The sequence below is a fragment of the Aliidiomarina halalkaliphila genome, assembly GCF_007096385.1.
Classification (GTDB): Bacteria; Pseudomonadota; Gammaproteobacteria; order Enterobacterales; family Alteromonadaceae; genus Aliidiomarina; species Aliidiomarina halalkaliphila.
On the sequence record NZ_VJWL01000003.1, the window covers coordinates 38,763 to 55,649 of the forward strand.

At 49.5% G+C, this 16,887-nt stretch carries 9 protein-coding genes; 6 read left to right on the plus strand and 3 right to left on the minus strand.

Features of this window, described 5'->3' with window-relative positions; all coding sequences use genetic code 11:
• Positions 1-103 precede the first annotated feature (103 nt).
• Entirely contained in the window at positions 104-3,514 is a 3,411-nt protein-coding gene (locus FM042_RS08870; RefSeq protein WP_143236079.1) for a hybrid sensor histidine kinase/response regulator, read from the plus strand.
• Here FM042_RS08870 and FM042_RS08875 read toward each other — a convergent pair.
• Positions 3,503-4,186, minus strand: a complete 684-nt coding sequence (locus FM042_RS08875) for a response regulator (RefSeq protein WP_232366412.1) — start codon at positions 4,184-4,186, stop codon at positions 3,503-3,505. The two genes, FM042_RS08870 and FM042_RS08875, sit on opposite strands and share 12 nt — an antisense overlap.
• Positions 4,187-4,307: 121 nt before the next feature.
• The gene (locus FM042_RS08880) at positions 4,308-6,629 is read right to left on the minus strand and encodes a TonB-dependent receptor (protein WP_143236080.1); all 2,322 of its coding nucleotides are present in this window, start codon (positions 6,627-6,629) and stop codon (positions 4,308-4,310) included.
• A 197-nt stretch (positions 6,630-6,826) separates the two neighbouring features.
• On the opposite strand from FM042_RS08880, the gene FM042_RS08885 reads away from it, so the two are divergent.
• From FM042_RS08885 to FM042_RS08905, 5 genes are all read left to right on the plus strand, one after another.
• Positions 6,827-8,125 carry a GntP family permease gene (locus FM042_RS08885; protein WP_143236081.1) on the plus strand — a complete coding sequence of 433 codons (1,299 nt, stop codon included), beginning with the start codon at positions 6,827-6,829 and terminating at the stop codon, positions 8,123-8,125.
• 10 nt (positions 8,126-8,135) lie between these two features.
• The gene (locus FM042_RS08890) at positions 8,136-9,767 is read left to right on the plus strand and encodes a long-chain fatty acid--CoA ligase (protein WP_143236082.1); all 1,632 of its coding nucleotides are present in this window, start codon (positions 8,136-8,138) and stop codon (positions 9,765-9,767) included.
• Positions 9,768-9,801: 34 nt separating this feature from the next.
• The gene (locus FM042_RS08895; protein ID WP_408608856.1) at positions 9,802-11,004 is read left to right on the plus strand and encodes an E22 family MetX-like putative esterase; all 1,203 of its coding nucleotides are present in this window, start codon (positions 9,802-9,804) and stop codon (positions 11,002-11,004) included.
• 700 nt (positions 11,005-11,704) lie between these two features.
• Complete coding sequence (locus FM042_RS08900) at positions 11,705-12,622, plus strand: hypothetical protein (RefSeq protein WP_143236083.1); 918 nt, start codon at positions 11,705-11,707, stop codon at positions 12,620-12,622.
• Between the two features lie 194 nt (positions 12,623-12,816).
• Entirely contained in the window at positions 12,817-15,558 is a 2,742-nt protein-coding gene (locus tag FM042_RS08905; RefSeq protein ID WP_143236084.1) for a putative bifunctional diguanylate cyclase/phosphodiesterase, read from the plus strand.
• 9 nt (positions 15,559-15,567) lie between these two features.
• Here the strand turns inward: FM042_RS08905 and FM042_RS08910 are convergent, their stop codons facing one another.
• The gene (locus FM042_RS08910; protein WP_143236085.1) at positions 15,568-16,758 is read right to left on the minus strand and encodes a BaiN/RdsA family NAD(P)/FAD-dependent oxidoreductase; all 1,191 of its coding nucleotides are present in this window, start codon (positions 16,756-16,758) and stop codon (positions 15,568-15,570) included.
• Positions 16,759-16,887: the final 129 nt, after the last annotated feature.

The following is a 16,887-nucleotide window of genomic DNA, read 5'->3' on the forward strand; positions in this document are numbered from 1 at the left end:
TTCGCGTCTAAAATTTACACAGATTTGCGTTGCGTATGATAAGGTAAAACATATCTTGTTTGCGTTGCGGTAGCCACGAATAATAATGTAAAAGGCGCGTTGCATGCTTCCGGTAAGTCTTGTCCTGTTTACGGCATTTGCCTATCTCGCTCTGCTGTTCTCAATTGCTTCTCGAGGCGAGCGCAGAAAATCAAATGGCCCACGTCCGTGGCGCTATTCGTTGGCCCTTGGCGTGCATTGTACCACCTGGGCTTTCTACGGCACGGTTACGCAAGCAGCTCACTATGGTTGGTGGTTTGCGCCCACTTACGCCGGCGGTATTCTTGTCTTTCTCTTTGCCCACCAGTTGATGATGAAATTGTTAATGGTGGTCAAGCAGCAAAACCTCACCTCTATTGCTGATTTGATCGGTTCACGATACGGCAAATCCCATGCTCTATCTGCGGGTGTGGCACTTATCGCCTTAGTTGCGCTCGTTCCCTACATTTCACTGCAATTACGCGCTATTACGGCGAGCTTCTCTGCGGTTACTGGCATCGATAGTGCGCGGATCCCGTGGTTTACCGATGTTGCCGCAGGGGTGGCATTGGCCATGATAGGGTTTGCGATTTTATTTGGTGCGCGGCGTTTGAGTTTATCGGAAAAGCACCCGGGCTTGATGGATGCGGTGGCATTTGAATCTGTGGTAAAGCTCGTCGCCTTTATGATTGTCGGCTTGTTTTGCGTGTATCAGTTGTTTGATGGGTTTAACGACCTCATTTTACAGGCTGCCCAGCATACAGTGACCCAAGACATGCTGAGTTCACCGCCAGAAGGTATCTATATCTATCTCACCCATATGCTATTGGGCGGGTTGGCGATGTTTTTGCTGCCGCGTCAGTTCCAAGTTAATTTTATTGAAAACACTCACCCGGATGAATTGCGTACCGCGCGCTGGGCATTCCCGCTTTATTTATTTGCCATTAACTTATTTATTTTGCCTATCGCGTTAGCTGGCGGAATTTTAGTACCCGAATACGCCCAGACCGATATGTTTTTGCTGGCACTGCCAGTATTTGCGGAGCGGCCAGATATCAGTTTGATCGCATTTATCGGGGGCTTGTCGGCGGCGACCAGTATGGTGATTGTGGCCACCTTAGCCTTAAGTATTATGATGTCGAACGATGTGATCACGCCATTGTGGTTACGTATGAAGCAAGCACGACAAACCGTGATTCAGCTTACCCCGCGCCTTGTTCTCACTATTCGCCGCTTAGTGATGGTGTTTATTATTGTGTTGGCCTACCTCTATCATGAAGCCACACAGGCGGGCGTAACGCTGGTGAGCAATGGCTTGATCGCCATGGCCTTGTTGGCGCAATTGGGTCCCGCCATGCTCGGCGGTTTGGTGTGGCAGCGGCCGAGCCACACTGCAGCAGTGTCTGGCATCCTGGCAGGCACCTTTATCTGGGCGTATTTATTACTATTGCCGTCGTTAAGTGCCTCTAGTGACCTTACCGATCTCACCATTAGTCACGGTGTTGTGATTAGTTTATCGGTGAATATCTTATTGTATCTACTGGTCTCGTGGCTGAAGCCCGCGCGAGGTATCGAATATATGCACGGGCAGCGTTATGTATTTCCTGAGCGAGAGCAAGTGGACACCACCGGCACACAGCAAGTGACTTGGGGCCGTTTACGCAGCTTGCTGGCGCGCTTTATTGATGAGAAAGACACCCATCAGCTCGACCGTCGACTCGGACTCACTCTCGCCGCAGCCCCTGCTGATGGCCTAGTTCCACCGGGGTTACTGCAACGCATCGAACGGGAGCTCGCTGGCGCTGTGGGCAGTGCCGCCAGTCGTTTGATTTTGCGGGGATTGGCCGCCCAAGAACAAGTGACTGTGGATACCATGGCGGATTGGGCGTCAGAAGCGTCACGTTTATATCGCTTTAACCGTGAGTTGCTGCAAGCGTCGGTAGAAAACATCCCGCAAGGCATTAGCGTGATTGACGAAGATTTGCGCCTTGTGGCTTGGAACTCCCGTTATCTCGAAATTTTTAATTACCCCGAAGGTTTTATTCGGGCGGGGATGCCGGTGATCGAGCTGCTGCGCTACAACGCCGAGCGGGGCCTATTTGGGCAACCAGATTCGGATATTCAAGAGGAGATTGAAAAACGATTACGCTACCTAGAAGCTGGGAGTAGTTATCGTTACCAACGGCGCCAGCACGACGGGCAAATCATTGAACTGCAAGGAAGCCCGATGCCCGAAGGGGGCTTTGTCACCACTTACACCGACATCACTGAGCTGGTGCGAGCCCAAGAAGAATTGCATTTGATTAACCAAGAGCTGGAGTTGCGGGTGCGCGATCGCACCCTAGCGCTCACCGATGCAAACCGACAATTGGAGCACGCGAAACAAGCCGCGGAACATGCTCATGTGAGCAAATCTAAGTTTTTCGCAGCCGCCGGTCATGATTTGATGCAGCCATTTAACGCCGCTTCGTTGTTCTGTGAGATGTTGCATCAGCGTCTGCAGCGGGCAAATCAGGAGGAAGATCAACAGCTCGCACGGCAGTTGCAACAATCTCTGCAAAGTGCCGAAGAATTGCTAACCATGCTACTTGAAATGACCAAGCTCGAATCCGGTAATCTAAAACCAGAGCTGCGACCCATCTCGTTAGCGGAAGTATTGCAGCCACTGGCGGAGTCGTTTCAGTTTGTGGCGCGAGAACGAAACCTAAAGCTGACGATCCGCACTCCAGCGGTAACGGTTTACACCGATAAACGCTTGCTTAGTCGCGTGATTCAAAACCTCCTTTCAAACGCCATTCGTTATACCCATCAAGGCCGGGTGTTATGTGGAGTGCGTCGGCGTGGTCCTCATCATCTGGAGCTGCAAGTGTGGGATACAGGCAAGGGTATTCCAGAGGATAAACAAACGGACATTTTTGAGGAGTTTCATCAGCTCGAGCGCAATGCGGACCAACCTGGCTTGGGGCTTGGGCTGGCTATTGTCGATCGGATGTGTCGGCTGCTAGATATTCCTATAACTCTTCACTCACAGGTTGGCAAAGGCACAATGTTTGCCATTCGTTTACCTGTCTATGCTTGGAGTGAACAACCGCGGCGGCAGGCGGCGGTGGCCACTGAACCATTGAGCGGCTGGCTCACCGGTGTGCATGTGTTGTTGATTGATAACGATGAGCCGCTGCGAGCGGCACTTACCTCACTATTTCGCGATTGGGGAGCCACGGTGGATTCGTGTCATCGGGTCGATGATGCATTGCAATGTGCCCAGCAACCGGATTTATTGGTGGTGGATTATCACTTAGATGATCACGAGATCGGGACCGATGGTATTCAACAGTTGCGGAAGCATTGGGGCAGCAATATTCCGGCCATTTTATCCACAGCGGATCCTAATGAAAGCATTCGCGAGCATGTGGTGGAAAGTAAAGCCGCATTCTTACCAAAACCATTAAAGCAGGCCGCACTGCGGCGCACCATTAAACGGCTATTACAGATGTGAGTCGCCCTGAGCCGGGTCGTCTACTTTCAGCATATCGTGGAAGATAACCCCTGCTTGGGTGCGATTAATCACGCCAAGTTTTCGTAAAATCGCCGACACATGCTGTTTTATGGTGGTTTCTTGCACATCCAATTCATAAGCGATTTGTTTGTTGAGCTTGCCATCGGCGATGCCCGCCAGCACTTTAAATTGTTGCGGTGTGAGCTGCTCTAAGCGATGCGCGAAATCGCGATACTGGGATTGCGATGTTTCCGTGACCGTGTCGAGTAAATGTTCTGGTAACCAGCTGTCACCATCAAGCACCGCTTCAACTGCAAGCATCAGTGTGGGCAAGGGTGCGGATTTTGGAATATAGGCACTAGCGCCGTAATCAATCGCCCGTTGAATCACATCGATATCTTCGTTTGCCGATACAATTAACACGAGAATATCCGGAAATTGATTTCGAATCGTAGTTAAGCCTGTGAGCCCGCGATTGCCGGGCATATTTAAATCAAGAAACAATAACTCGACTTGGCGTTGTTGTTGCAATAACGCGAGCAAGTCGGGAAAGTTTTCAGCTTCGAGAACGTCGCTACCCAAGGTATTGGCGAGTGCTTGGCGTAACGCGCTTCGGAATAACGGATGGTCATCAGCAATAATTGCGCGGGCCATATTCCCAGTCTTTAACATATGCGTGGTCCTCGATTTGTACCTGATGTAACTCACCCTTGCAAGTTTCCACTGGGGAGAAAAAAGCCACCGGCACTTACGTGACGGTGGCAATAGTTTATCCAGAGAAAACGAGGTCTTTCTAGAAACGATAACCAACCGTCAGCGACACAGTGCGCGGCGCGCCATAGTAGCCAATCAGTGTGGTATCACCGCCCAAGCCTGGTAAAAACTGACCAGGATTGTTTGGATCTGGGGCAACGAACGAGTAGTTACCTACCAGATATTCTTCACGGGTTAGGTTTTTACCATGGAGGCCAACCGTCCAGCTGCCCGTTGGGCTATACCAGTTCACACCCAAATTTAAGATGCCATAGGCACTTTGGGTCAACAGGTTGTTGAGCTCAACCACGTCGTAGCTACCGCGATAGGCGTAGTTACCCACGAAGCGGAGCGAGCCGTTATCCACATCCATATCATAGGTAAAACCTAAGTTTGCTGTGGTGCTTGGCGTGTTGGTAATGGAGAACTGATCAGTAATGTCGATTTGACCTTGGTTCGGGTCAAAACTGAACACGTTCTTAAAGTTTGCATCGATTAAACCAACATTCCCGTACAGACGAAGGTCGTCCATCGGTAGCCACACAAACTCAACTTCTAAGCCGGTCGCATCAGAACGACCCACGTTACCTAAGCGCTGATTCAGTGCTGTGGCATCGTTTGGATCTGGGAATACAGAGATGTACTGGCGGTTTTTATGATCTAAGTAGAACGCAGTGGCATTCACCCGGAAGGTATCCGTGAGATCAGTTTTCACACCAATTTCATAGCTGTATACATCTTCTGGATCCGCTGCCGGTTCGGCTACTTCGGCCCGCGGGTTAAAGGTACCCGACTTAAACCCTTGGCTAAAGCTTGCATAGAACATGGTGTCTGGGCTGTACCGATATTCAACACCGAACTTCGGAGTGAACTTGCTCCAACGTGCCTTATCATCCAACACCACTGGCGTGCCGACATTGGGGCCGCGCACATAGCCTGGAATCCAGCCACTTTCTGGATACACTGTATCGAAAATAAGGCCGTTGCGAACAAGGGCTTCTTTTTCGTCACGGGTGTAACGCAAACCAGCGGTTACCGACCATTTATCATCGATGTAATAGGTACCTTGCGAGTAAATCGCCGTGCTCGTGCTGTTACTGCAGCCAGATACTTCACGGGTTAGGCCAGGTAAACCGAGTGACTTACCAAACTCTTCGAGGATCGCATCGAAAATACCGCAGCTGTCCGCTTCGTAGTAGTAGAGGCCAGAGACCATACTTAGATTGTCGGTACGATAGTTCATTTGAAGTTCTTGGGTGAACCAATCGTCTTCATAAATCGCAGGCACATCGAAAATACGTAGTGCGGTATTATCGAAGTCGATATTCACCGGCGAGTAGTTTTCGCGCTGTGCTGTGATTGAACGGAAGGTGGTGGTATCGCTGTATTCCCACTCACCGAGTAAGCTCCAACCCTTGGTTTCTACGCGGTTCCAGGTTGGCAAGCTGGTGTATGAGTCATACACGCTGTTGGGTACTGGCGCATTGGTGAGGATACTTGGGATTAAACGATAACCGCCTTTTGAGTTCGATTTGTCATCTGTATTGTCGTAGTTCAGGCGGAAAAACACCTCATCATTTGGGCGCCATTCCAAAGTTGCCCGATATGCAACAACGTCTTTGTTATAGTTGTGGGTATCTTGGTTTGGCAAATCGCTTACCAAGAACTGACCATAACCATTGCGCTGCATATTGGCATAGCCGAAACCGAAGTACAGATGATCTTTTACTAATGGAATTTGACCAGTCGCTTTGATGTCCATCTGGTTATAGCTGCCACGGGTGGCGCTAATATCGAATTCTTTGTCACCCGACATGGTTTTGGTCACGTATTTGACCGCACCACCGATGGTGTTCTTACCATATAGGGTACCTTGTGGACCACGCAATACTTCAATACGCTCAACATTGAGAATATCCAGAACCGCGCCTTGCGGGCGGGCTACGTAAACATCATCAATGTAGATACCAACCCCAGGCTCGTAACCCCAGAGTGGATCTTCTTGGCCCACACCCCGAATAAACGCGGTAATGGTTGAGTTCGTCGCACGACTTTGTTGCAGGGTCGTGTTTGGCGAGAACTGACTGATTTCAATAATCGAATCAATACCCCGCTCTAGTAATTCAGCTTCGCTAAGCGACGTGACGGCAACAGGAACTTCTTGCAAGTTCTCGACCGTACGACGGGCCGTGACTTGAATGCGCTCTAAACGCCGAACTTCTTCAGTCGCTTCCGTGGCTTCAGCTTCTTCGGCTTCTTGCGCCAATGTTGGCATACTACTTAAACCGAGCAGCGCGGCACTTACTGCAGCCGCACATAGGCTATGGCGAAAACGCCATGGTGTTGCATTGGTAGTACTCATGTGTGCTTCCCCCGAGGGTTTATCCGTTTTAAAGCAAACGTTATTTTTTTGTTTCCCGATGCAACATTAGCGTAACTTGGGTAATTTGTGACCTGTACCATAGTACAGTGCATCGAAATTAAAACTTAGGGAACAATAAGAACAGTTTAAAAATTCATCGTGAGCGCACGAATGATAAAAACAATAAGAGGTGATGCATGCTAAGCATGATTGGATTGATTGGGGGGTTGGTACTACTCATTGTACTTACGCTGCGCGGCTGGAATCTATTTATCAGTGCGCCCATCTGCGCTCTCATTGTTGCCGCATGTAGCGGCATTCCTGTATTCCTCGGTGACGTGAATTTTGTGGAAAACTATATGAGTGGTTTTTCTGGATTTGTCGCCGCTTGGTTTTTTATGTTTTTGCTCGGGTCAATCTTCGGTAAATTTATGGAAGACACCGGTGCGGCCGACAGCGTGGCTGAGTGGATTATTAATAAACTGGGTAAAAGCAAAGCGGTTTTAGCGGTGGTGATGGCGTGTGCCATTCTCACTTACGGTGGGGTGAGTGTGTTTGTGGTCGCCTTCTCGGTATATCCGATGGCCTTAAGCTTATTTAAAGATGCTAACCTACCCCGTCGCTTTATTCCAGCTGCCCTCGCCTTTGGTTCAGTGACTTTCACCATGACCTCGGCGGGCTCTCCGGAAATTCAAAACTGGATTCCGATTGCGTACCTAGGCACATCACCGTATGCCGCATGGGAAGTCAGTTTAGTGGTTGCCGTTTTTATGGCGATATTCGGCTATTGGTGGCTGATGAAAATCATCAAAAAAGCGGTGGATCGCGGCGAAGCTTTTGTAGAGCGTAAAGGCGACCCGGTATTAATGGACCGCCGCCGCCCTCATCCAATTACCGGTTTGATTCCGCTGGCTGTGGTGCTCACTTTATCGTTTTTCTTTCACACCAAATATGCGCAAATGGCGCTAATTATCGCCCTACTGGGCGGCGTACTCGCCATTATGGTGATCAATTGGAAATACTTTCATGATATCCAAGGTGCCCTGGGTGCCGCTACGACCGGTGCTTTGATTGCCATCGGTAATACGGCAGCCGTGGTTGGCTTTGGCTCTGTCGCTCGGGTGACACCGGCATTTGAAGCCGCGGTACTGGCCATGACCTCGATTCCAGGCAATGAACTGATCGGTGCCGCCATTGCGGTAAGTGTCATAGCCGGTCTCACCGGTTCAGCCTCCGGCGGGCAGGCGATTGCCTTGCCGGAAGTGGGGCCACATTACTTGGATCAAGGGGTGAGTCCGGAACAGTTGCATCGGGTGGTGTCGATTTCATCGGGAGCCCTGGATTCATTGCCACACAATGGTTATGTAGTCACGACCATTCGTGCGATTTGTAACGAAACCCATAAAGATGCTTATTGGGCCGTAGGTGCAGTCACGGTCGTAGTTCCTGTGATTGGCCTTGCCATGGCGATTGCCTTATTTAACTTGTTCTCATAGGAGTTTGCACATGCAAGGGGTGGTCACCGGCAATATGATGGATACACCATTACTGATTATCGATTTACTGGATTATGCGCGTCAGCAGTTTCCGGAACAGGAAATTGTCAGTCGCCGAATCGAAGGGGATATTCACCGTTACGGGTATCAGGATTGTTGGCATCGGAGCTGCCAGTTGGCTCATGTATTGGATCAGCTCGATGTGCGACAAGGGGATTGTGTGGCTTCTTTGGCCTGGAACACGTACCGGCACATGGAACTGTACTACGCGGTGTCCGGTGTCGGCGCCGTGTTACATACGGTCAACCCGCGCTTATTTAGTGAGCAAATTCAGTATGTGATTGAGCATGCGGAAGATACCTATGTATTTGTTGATCTGAGCTTTGTGCCATTGCTTGAACAAATTCAGGACCAGCTTCCGCAGGTTCGCGGTTACATTATTCTTACCGATGAAGCGCATATGCCAAGCACATCCTTACCCCATGTGCTGTGTTACGAAAGCTTGCTTCAGGATAAGCCAAATGCCTACACCTGGCCGCGCCTAGATGAAAACCAAGCGAGCTCGATTTGTTATACCTCCGGGACCACAGGCAACCCCAAAGGTGTGCTGTATTCGCAACGGGCTATGGTACTACACGCCCAAGCCACGGTAAGTAAGCACTTACTTGATCTCGATACAGATAGTGTGCTGCTACCCATGGTCGCCATGTACCACGCGAGCGCGTGGGGTGCGCCTTATGCCGCCCCCCTCGCCGGATGCAAGCTGGTGTTGCCGGGAAGCGGTATGGATGGCGCTAGCATGTGGGAGCTGATTCGTGACGAAGCGGTAAATGTGGGGCTTGGTGTCCCGACAATTTGGTTAACCTTACATAATTATTTAAGTGAGCAAGGTATCACTGATGTACCGTTGGCGCGGGTGTGCGTTGGGGGCGCAGCCTCGCCGCTAGGTATGGTAAAAACCTATGCCGAGCGCTATCAGGTGTATTGGCAACCGATTTGGGGCATGACGGAAACCGGGCCTTTGGCTACCTCATTGCCACCCACGCCGGCGATTATGGCCCTGCCGAAGGACGAGCGCTACGAACTGCAAACCACGGCAGGAAAAGCCGCGTTTGGGGTACAGATGGAAATTTTTGATGGCAACGACGAGCCCGTTGCCCACGATGGTGAACAAACGGGCGAGTTGCGTGTGCGCGGCCCATGGATTTGCTCTCGATATTTTAAGAATGACGACCTCAGTAGCTTTCCCAACGGCTGGTTGGCCACGGGAGATATCGCGGTGATCGATAAACACGGACATATGCGTGTGGTGGATCGGAAGAAAGACGTGATTAAAAGCGGCGGGGAGTGGATTAGCTCACTGGAAATTGAAAATATTGTGAGCGCCCACGATGGTGTCAATGAGTGCGCGGTGATTGGCGTGAAGCATGAGAAATGGGACGAGCGTCCGTTACTGCTGGTGGTTTTAAATAAAGGTACCCAAGCCGACGCGGACGATATATTGGCGCATTTACAGGGGAAAATTGCCAAATGGTGGACACCGGATGCGGTGGTATTTGTCGACGAGCTCCCAAAAACAGGCACCGGCAAGGTACGTAAAAACGAATTACGAGATAAATGGTTTCACTTTTTACAACAGTAAACATGAATAGTGTTCACTTATGGGGCGTCATATCATGAATAGAATTCAACAATTAATGCAGCCGATCATAGTAGCCGTGGCATTTGTGCTGCTGATCACAGCCTGTTCGCCGGCAGCGGTTCAGGCGTTGCCGATGGTGGAGAAACAAGAGTTTGTGACGCACAACTTCACGACCTTTGGAGGGGAAGTAATTCCCGAAGTGCGTGTGGGTTGGGAAGCCTATGGCGAATTAAACGACGCCAAGGACAATGTGATTCTTGTGACGCACTTTTTTTCTGGGAACAGTCATGCGGCGGGACGATATTCCGAAGATGACGCGCAGCCGGGCTATTGGGACGCTATTATTGGTCCTGGGAAAGCCATTGATACCAATATCTACTATGTGATTAGTGTGGATACATTGGTCAATCAAGAGCCTTATAATCCGAACGTCATCACAACGGGACCGTCGACTATCAATCCTGAAACAGGGGCTCCTTACGGTTTAGACTTCCCGGTGGTTACCATTCGTGATTTCGTGAATGTGCAAAAAACTGTACTTGAATCGCTCGGAATTGAACGATTGCATGCGGTGATTGGTGCGTCTATGGGATCCTTGCAGGCGCTAGATTGGGCGGCTGCGTATCCTGATCAGGTGGATCGGATGATTTCAGTGATTGGGATGGGGGCCGCAGATCCTTGGACTATTGCGACCTTGCAACAATGGGCCAATCCGATTATCCATGATCCGAATTGGAATCAAGGTAATTACTACGATGGCGAACCGCCTTTAGCGGGCATGCAGCAAACATTGGGAATGATTACGTTAACGGCCATGCATCCGCTCATCATTAATCAACTATACGCAGATAGCTCTCCTCGGGAAGCAGCGCCGCTTCAGGATATCCGCAATAACTTTAGTGTGGTGGAGCGATTGCAAGACGCGGCGCGGGTTCGGGCAACCTATGCCGATGCCAATCATATTTTGTATCTGGTGCGCGCGAACCAGCTCTTTATGGCAGGCTATCAGGACGACCTCGCGACTGGTTTGCAAGATGTGCAAGCGCGCTCGCTATTTATCCCAGCTAGCAATGATTTATTATTGCAACCGTACTTAGCAAAGCAGGCCCATAACACCCTGATTGAACTTGGCAAAGACAGTCAATATGTTGAACTTGAGGGGCCATGGGGCCATTTGGATGGTGTGTTTGAGATTAGCCAAAAAGCTGATTTGATTAAAGAATTCCTGAATAACTAATAAGAACGCGTAACTGCACCCTCGTTCTGTTAACAATTTGTAACAAATTGAGGGTTTGCCCCTATACGTCCCTATGCTAATTTGCTCAGGACCTAGGGGCTTTTTATTTCTGAACACAATAGATTTTGCTAGTCAGAAGACTTTAACTCAAACCTCAGGTTTCTTGATGCTCACGGAGAGAGCGTGGGCAACGGATCAGCCCAATCAAGCAAATAATTATAATATCGGCACGACTCGGGTTTGACATTGCGCACAAGGACGTGTGCTTCCTTCCTCCCAGCTTGTTTGCCAACTCAGATCGATACTCTTATTCAAATGGACGGAACCTTTGCGCACGCAATGGTTTACATGGATGTCACTGACCTCACGGATGAGGTACCTTTCTCTTTATTCCCTTCCTTGCGACTGAAAACTTGTACTGAACGCCATAACACAGCTCACCTTCATACGTACTCTTGCATGAGTTCGCGATAATCTATGTCAAAAGCAATATAACATTCATCATGACATCGAGAATTTGATATTTTTCATGCTCTTAAGAGGTATATGAGGATCGTTATATATTACTAAATCCTAAATTACCACCTAAGCTTGCGTCACCGGTAGAAGCGTTAAGCAATACACGGAAGGATGCGGTTCGGTGGTGTGTGTACCGCAATGTTTTCCACTTTCGAGCACGGCTCGTTAAGGAAACAAAATTATGAAACACAGTGTTAAAATAATTTCGCTTTTGTTTACGCTTTTGCTTGCAGCAAGTATGCATTTTACTGCTGTTGCGAGTGAAACGTGTCAAACATTACTCGCTGGGCAGCATCATGATGCTGGAACAGTGTGCGTCAGTAATGATGCCGATACAGTGACGGTAACCTTTGCAACAGCGAATGGTTGGTCATTGCTAGATACCCACCTGTATGTGGGCGCGGACGCCAGCGGCATCCCAACAAATCGTGCGGGCAACCCGCAAATTGGCCTCTTCCCTTATGGGGGTGGAGTCACCGGCAATACAGTAAGCTACACCTTTAATCTCGCGGATTTCGGTTTGACCTGCGATGACGAACTTGCCATCGCTGCTCATGCGGTTGTATCCAATGGTTCAAGCACTGAAACTGCTTGGGCGAGCGGTACCCGCATGGTACAGCGCGGCAATTGGGCTATGTGGTTTAGTTACCAAGCGGAATGCCCAACAAACGGACCACCCCCTCCACAAGCTTGTGTAAGCTATGGTACTGGCTATGCGTTTGGTGATGTAACCTTCGGACAAGTCGGTGAGACTGGCTGGGGCTGGACGATTACTGGCGCCGATCCTGGCGATTCTGGCGAAGCGGTCATCTACGCAAATGCGGGTATGCAGTACAAAATAGATGATCCAGTGGGTACCTTCACGTGGTCTTATGAAACCAATGGGTTCTTCTCAGCGACATTCATCGCTGACTCAGGATTCGGATTCATTGACACGCACCTTCATGTGGGTGGTTACACCACGGAAGTGAACGGTCGTGGTAACTACAACTTCAATGGTAATGTGACCATGGAAGCGCAAGACGTAGTGCATTACTACGGTGAAACCACAGGTGGCACAGTCAACGTGACTGCCCATGTGGCCTCATGTAAGCTGTAAGCGACAACTGAACCTTTAAAAGCGCCCGCCAGGGCGCTTTTTTGTTTCTGATTGCGGGTTTCTTATCCTCAGCATGATATTTTCTTACTATTCGGTTGTAGATACTTAAACTTTTCTATACAAATGTAGATAGAATGTGAAAATATATTCTCACTTCGTTATTTCGTCTCTTTACTTTCATTTGGGGGAATCGGGTGGCCGGATACGATACCCGTACATCAGCCAGTGCAGCATACTATGTAGCGGCCTTAACTGGGGCTGCGATGGGCGTGATAGGATTACTTTTTGCGTCCTTGGCTGCGCCACATACACTGCTTGAAATTATTTCCGCCCGCACCTCTTTCGGTGCCCTAATTGTATCTTTTGGTTTTATTCTGGTTGCGCAAGGGAAGCGTTCTCTACAAATTATTCCTGGTGTGATCTGTATCGTATTGTCGTTACTCCAGTTATGGAATCGGCTTTTTATTTCGGATTTGGAGCTCACTTGGTCCTTTAGTCTCATGTTGCTGCATGGGATCAATGTTCACTTCTTCTTTTTGGGCATGGCGTTTTTGTTTCCGCCAAACTCTGGCTTTGGACGCAATCTTTGGCGATTTACCCTGTATTTATCGCTGACGCTGGCCATTGCACTACTTATTTACGCGTGGATGCCCGATACCGAAAACCTAAACCTTCCGCTGCCCATGAGCTTTATTGGAGTGGCATTTTTGTTAGCGCTCACCTCGGTGATGTTGTACTCCCAGCTCAAGTATCGTTTTTCGCGCTTTGAAATTGATTGGCCGATTCTATTGCCAGCGGTTTTGGTATCGGCGCTCGGGATCTTTATTTGGTTTTCTTTATCGGCCATGAATGTGCGCGATATTGATAATCGTGCCGAGATTCTGCTCGAGCAAACGATTGTCAATGTGGATAAGCGCCTTGGTGAGCACCACAATGCATTGCGCCGTTTGGTGCTGCATTGGACGCATCTTGCGGAGCAGAATGGAAGCATTCTCCCGGATAGCATGGCGTTTTTGGAAGACCACCCACTGATTGTGAGTATCGCCATGTATGATGAACATGGGGAGTTAGAGTTTGAAGCGCTGTCGCCCCATGCATCTAATCAGCTTTGGACCATGACAGCGGATTTACGTGACCCACCCAAGGAATGGCTAGAGGCGGCTATGGGGCGTGAAGATGTGTTGATTTCCCGCGAGACCACAGCATTGGGCATTCCCTTATTGTATGTGACTGTGCCAATGCAGCCAGAACAAAATGCCCTGACCCAACATCGGATTCCGGATGTTCCGAAACAAGTAGTGATGACTCTCGACGTGCAAAGTATCGTCGATGTGCCACAAAATCGCTTTTTGGACTTCTTTACGGTGTATGTAGAAGTGAGTACCCAGTTGGTGATCTCCGCAAATCGTACTGATTTCCATTATTACACGATAGAGGATTTTGAACGCCGTTATCCACTCGTGTACTCCAGAGAAGCGGAGGTTTTGCAGGGCTATACACGTACTTTTTACGTAACACTCGGCAGCACCGAAGTGATTTGGCAAAGTGCTCGAGTGAATCAATTTGTGTTTATTCTTTCGAGTTTGTTTGCGTTGCTGCTGGTGACCGTCGCTGATGCAAATAAACAACTGAAAGAAGAACGTGACAAGCTCGATATATTGGCTACTTATGACGGGGTCACCGGCTTAGTGCGCCGAGATGTGTTAGAGCGCCGTCTGAGTGAATTATTACTGCGCAAGAACGCTCGGGTCTACGTGATGTTTATTGATTTGGACGGGTTTAAACCGATCAATGACACCTTTGGCATCGCGCTCGGCAATCAACTGCTGGCTGATGTGGGCCGTCGGATTATGCGGGTCACCCGTGATACCGCCATTGTGTCGCGCTTTAGTGGTGATGAGTTTATTTTAGTCACCCAGGATTACAGCTCCGATGAATTAAAAGCCCTCACCACACGGCTACTATCTGAGGTACGTCAGCCATTTATGTTGGACGGTGTTAGCGTGCATCTCACCGCAAGTATTGGTATAGCCGGTGCAGAGAGTATGCAAGGGTCGGCGGAAACCATGATTCAAAACGCCGATGTGGCCATGACTGGGGCGAAACGCCTAGGTGGTGACACCTATTTGTTCTTCACACCAATAATGACAGAAGCCTATAACCGTGAAGTAGAGTTGCGTGCTCGTATCCAAGAAGCGATCCTTAACGACGAATTTGAGATGTACTACCAGCCAATTGTGGCTGCTCATACCGGAGAAATTGTCGGAGTGGAAGCATTGGCTCGCTGGCCTCAACCCGATGGCAGCATGGTATCACCGGGCGAATTTATTCCGGTGGCAGAGCAAACAGGTCAGATACACGAGATTAGTGATCTGGTGATGAAAAAGGCTTTTGCCGATCTGAAAACCATTGAAGCAAAAGTGGATTGGTTTGTATCGATTAACTTCTCTGCGCGGTTATTCCATCGTGGAAACATCGTAAAACGCGTGGATTACTTACTCAATGAAGCGGATGTTGCGGGTAAACGCGTGCATGTCGAAGTGACGGAAAGTGTCTTTGCCGATGACCAACACAACATCCCAGAAAAACTCAAGGCCCTGCAGCAACGCGGTTTAAAGATTTCCATTGATGATTTTGGTACCGGTTACTCAAGCTTAAGTTTGCTATATAAGCTGCCATTGGATGTAATCAAAATCGACCGAACCTTTATCACTGACTTACAACCTGATTCTGCGGCGTATCAAGTGGCCAGCACTGTGATTGATTTAGCACACCGCTTAAACAAGCAGGTGATCGTCGAAGGCATTGAAACTGAAGCCCAAGTGGCGTTCTGTCGCGAGAAAAACTGCGATTCGATACAAGGTTTCTACTTCTATCGACCAATGCCGTTTTCAGAACTGTTGGTGTTGGTGGCGAAGAACGAAAAGACGTCGTAACTGCTGGGCTTACACCGACTGCCCAGCAACCCACCCAGAGCTCCACGCCCACTGAAAGTTATAGCCGCCTAACCAGCCGGTTACATCGAGGACCTCACCAATAAAATAGAGCCCAGGCTGTTTCAGGCTTTCCATGGTTTTCGAGCTCACTTCATCGACATTTACGCCCCCTAAGGTGACTTCAGCGGTACGATAGCCTTCAGTGCCATTGGGTTTAATGACCCAACCGTGAATATCTCGATCAATGGTATCGATTGCCTGATTTGATAGGTCTGCGAGATTTTTATTTGGCCACTGGCCACGCTCAATAAGCACCTGCACTAAACGCTTTGGCAACCAACGGCTCAGGGCGTTGGCGAGGGAGAGCTTAGGTTGTTCCGCACGCATGCTACGTAATCGCTCACCAATCCGTTCGTTGGGTAGAAGATTCACGTTGATGTTATCCCCTGGTTCCCAAAAGCTAGATATCTGCAACATGGCAGGCCCGCTGAGGCCACGGTGGGTAAACAGCATGGCTTCTTTAAACTGAACATGATTGGCTTCGGCGACCACATCAGTGGCCACGCCTGTGAGTTCAGCGAATGAGGCTTTATCATGATCATGGAGGGTAAAGGGCACCAGTCCCGCTCGAACCGGCACAATGGTATGGTTGAACTGCTTGGCGAGTTGGTAACCTAAGGGAGTTGCCCCTAATTTCGGCATAGACAGGCCGCCGCAAGCCACCACAAGCTTATCGGCGATATACATGCCCTCTGATGTGTCGACATGATATTGAGCCGTGTAGCGAACGCTCAGAATTTCAGTACGCAATTGCACGCGCGTTCCCGCGGCTTTGCATTCGTGCATTAGCATCGCCACGATATCTTTTGCGGAATCATCACAGAACAACTGACCGAGGGTTTTCTCATGCCACGCGATCTGATGCTTCTCCACCATCGCCAGAAAATCCCATTGGGTATACCGGCTCAATGCGGATTTACAAAAATGCGGATTTTGGGAGAGGAATTGCTCCGGGCTGGTGTGCATATTGGTAAAATTACAGCGACCGCCACCGGAGATGAGAATTTTCTTGCCTGCCTGCTTGGCATGATCGAGCACGAGCACGCGTTTATTGCGTTGCCCTGCAGTGAGGCCACACATTAATCCCGCGGCTCCGGCGCCAATGACAATCACATCATAGGTGGGCTCTGCAGTGCTCATGGTATCCAATCGTATGCTCGCTTGCTGTCGTGAGTGAGATAAAGGGGCGCAGTATAGCATGGCTCTAGCCTTGAAAAATCAGTCGCAAACATACTTTGTTACAAAGTAACCTTTGCCCATTTCGACGTT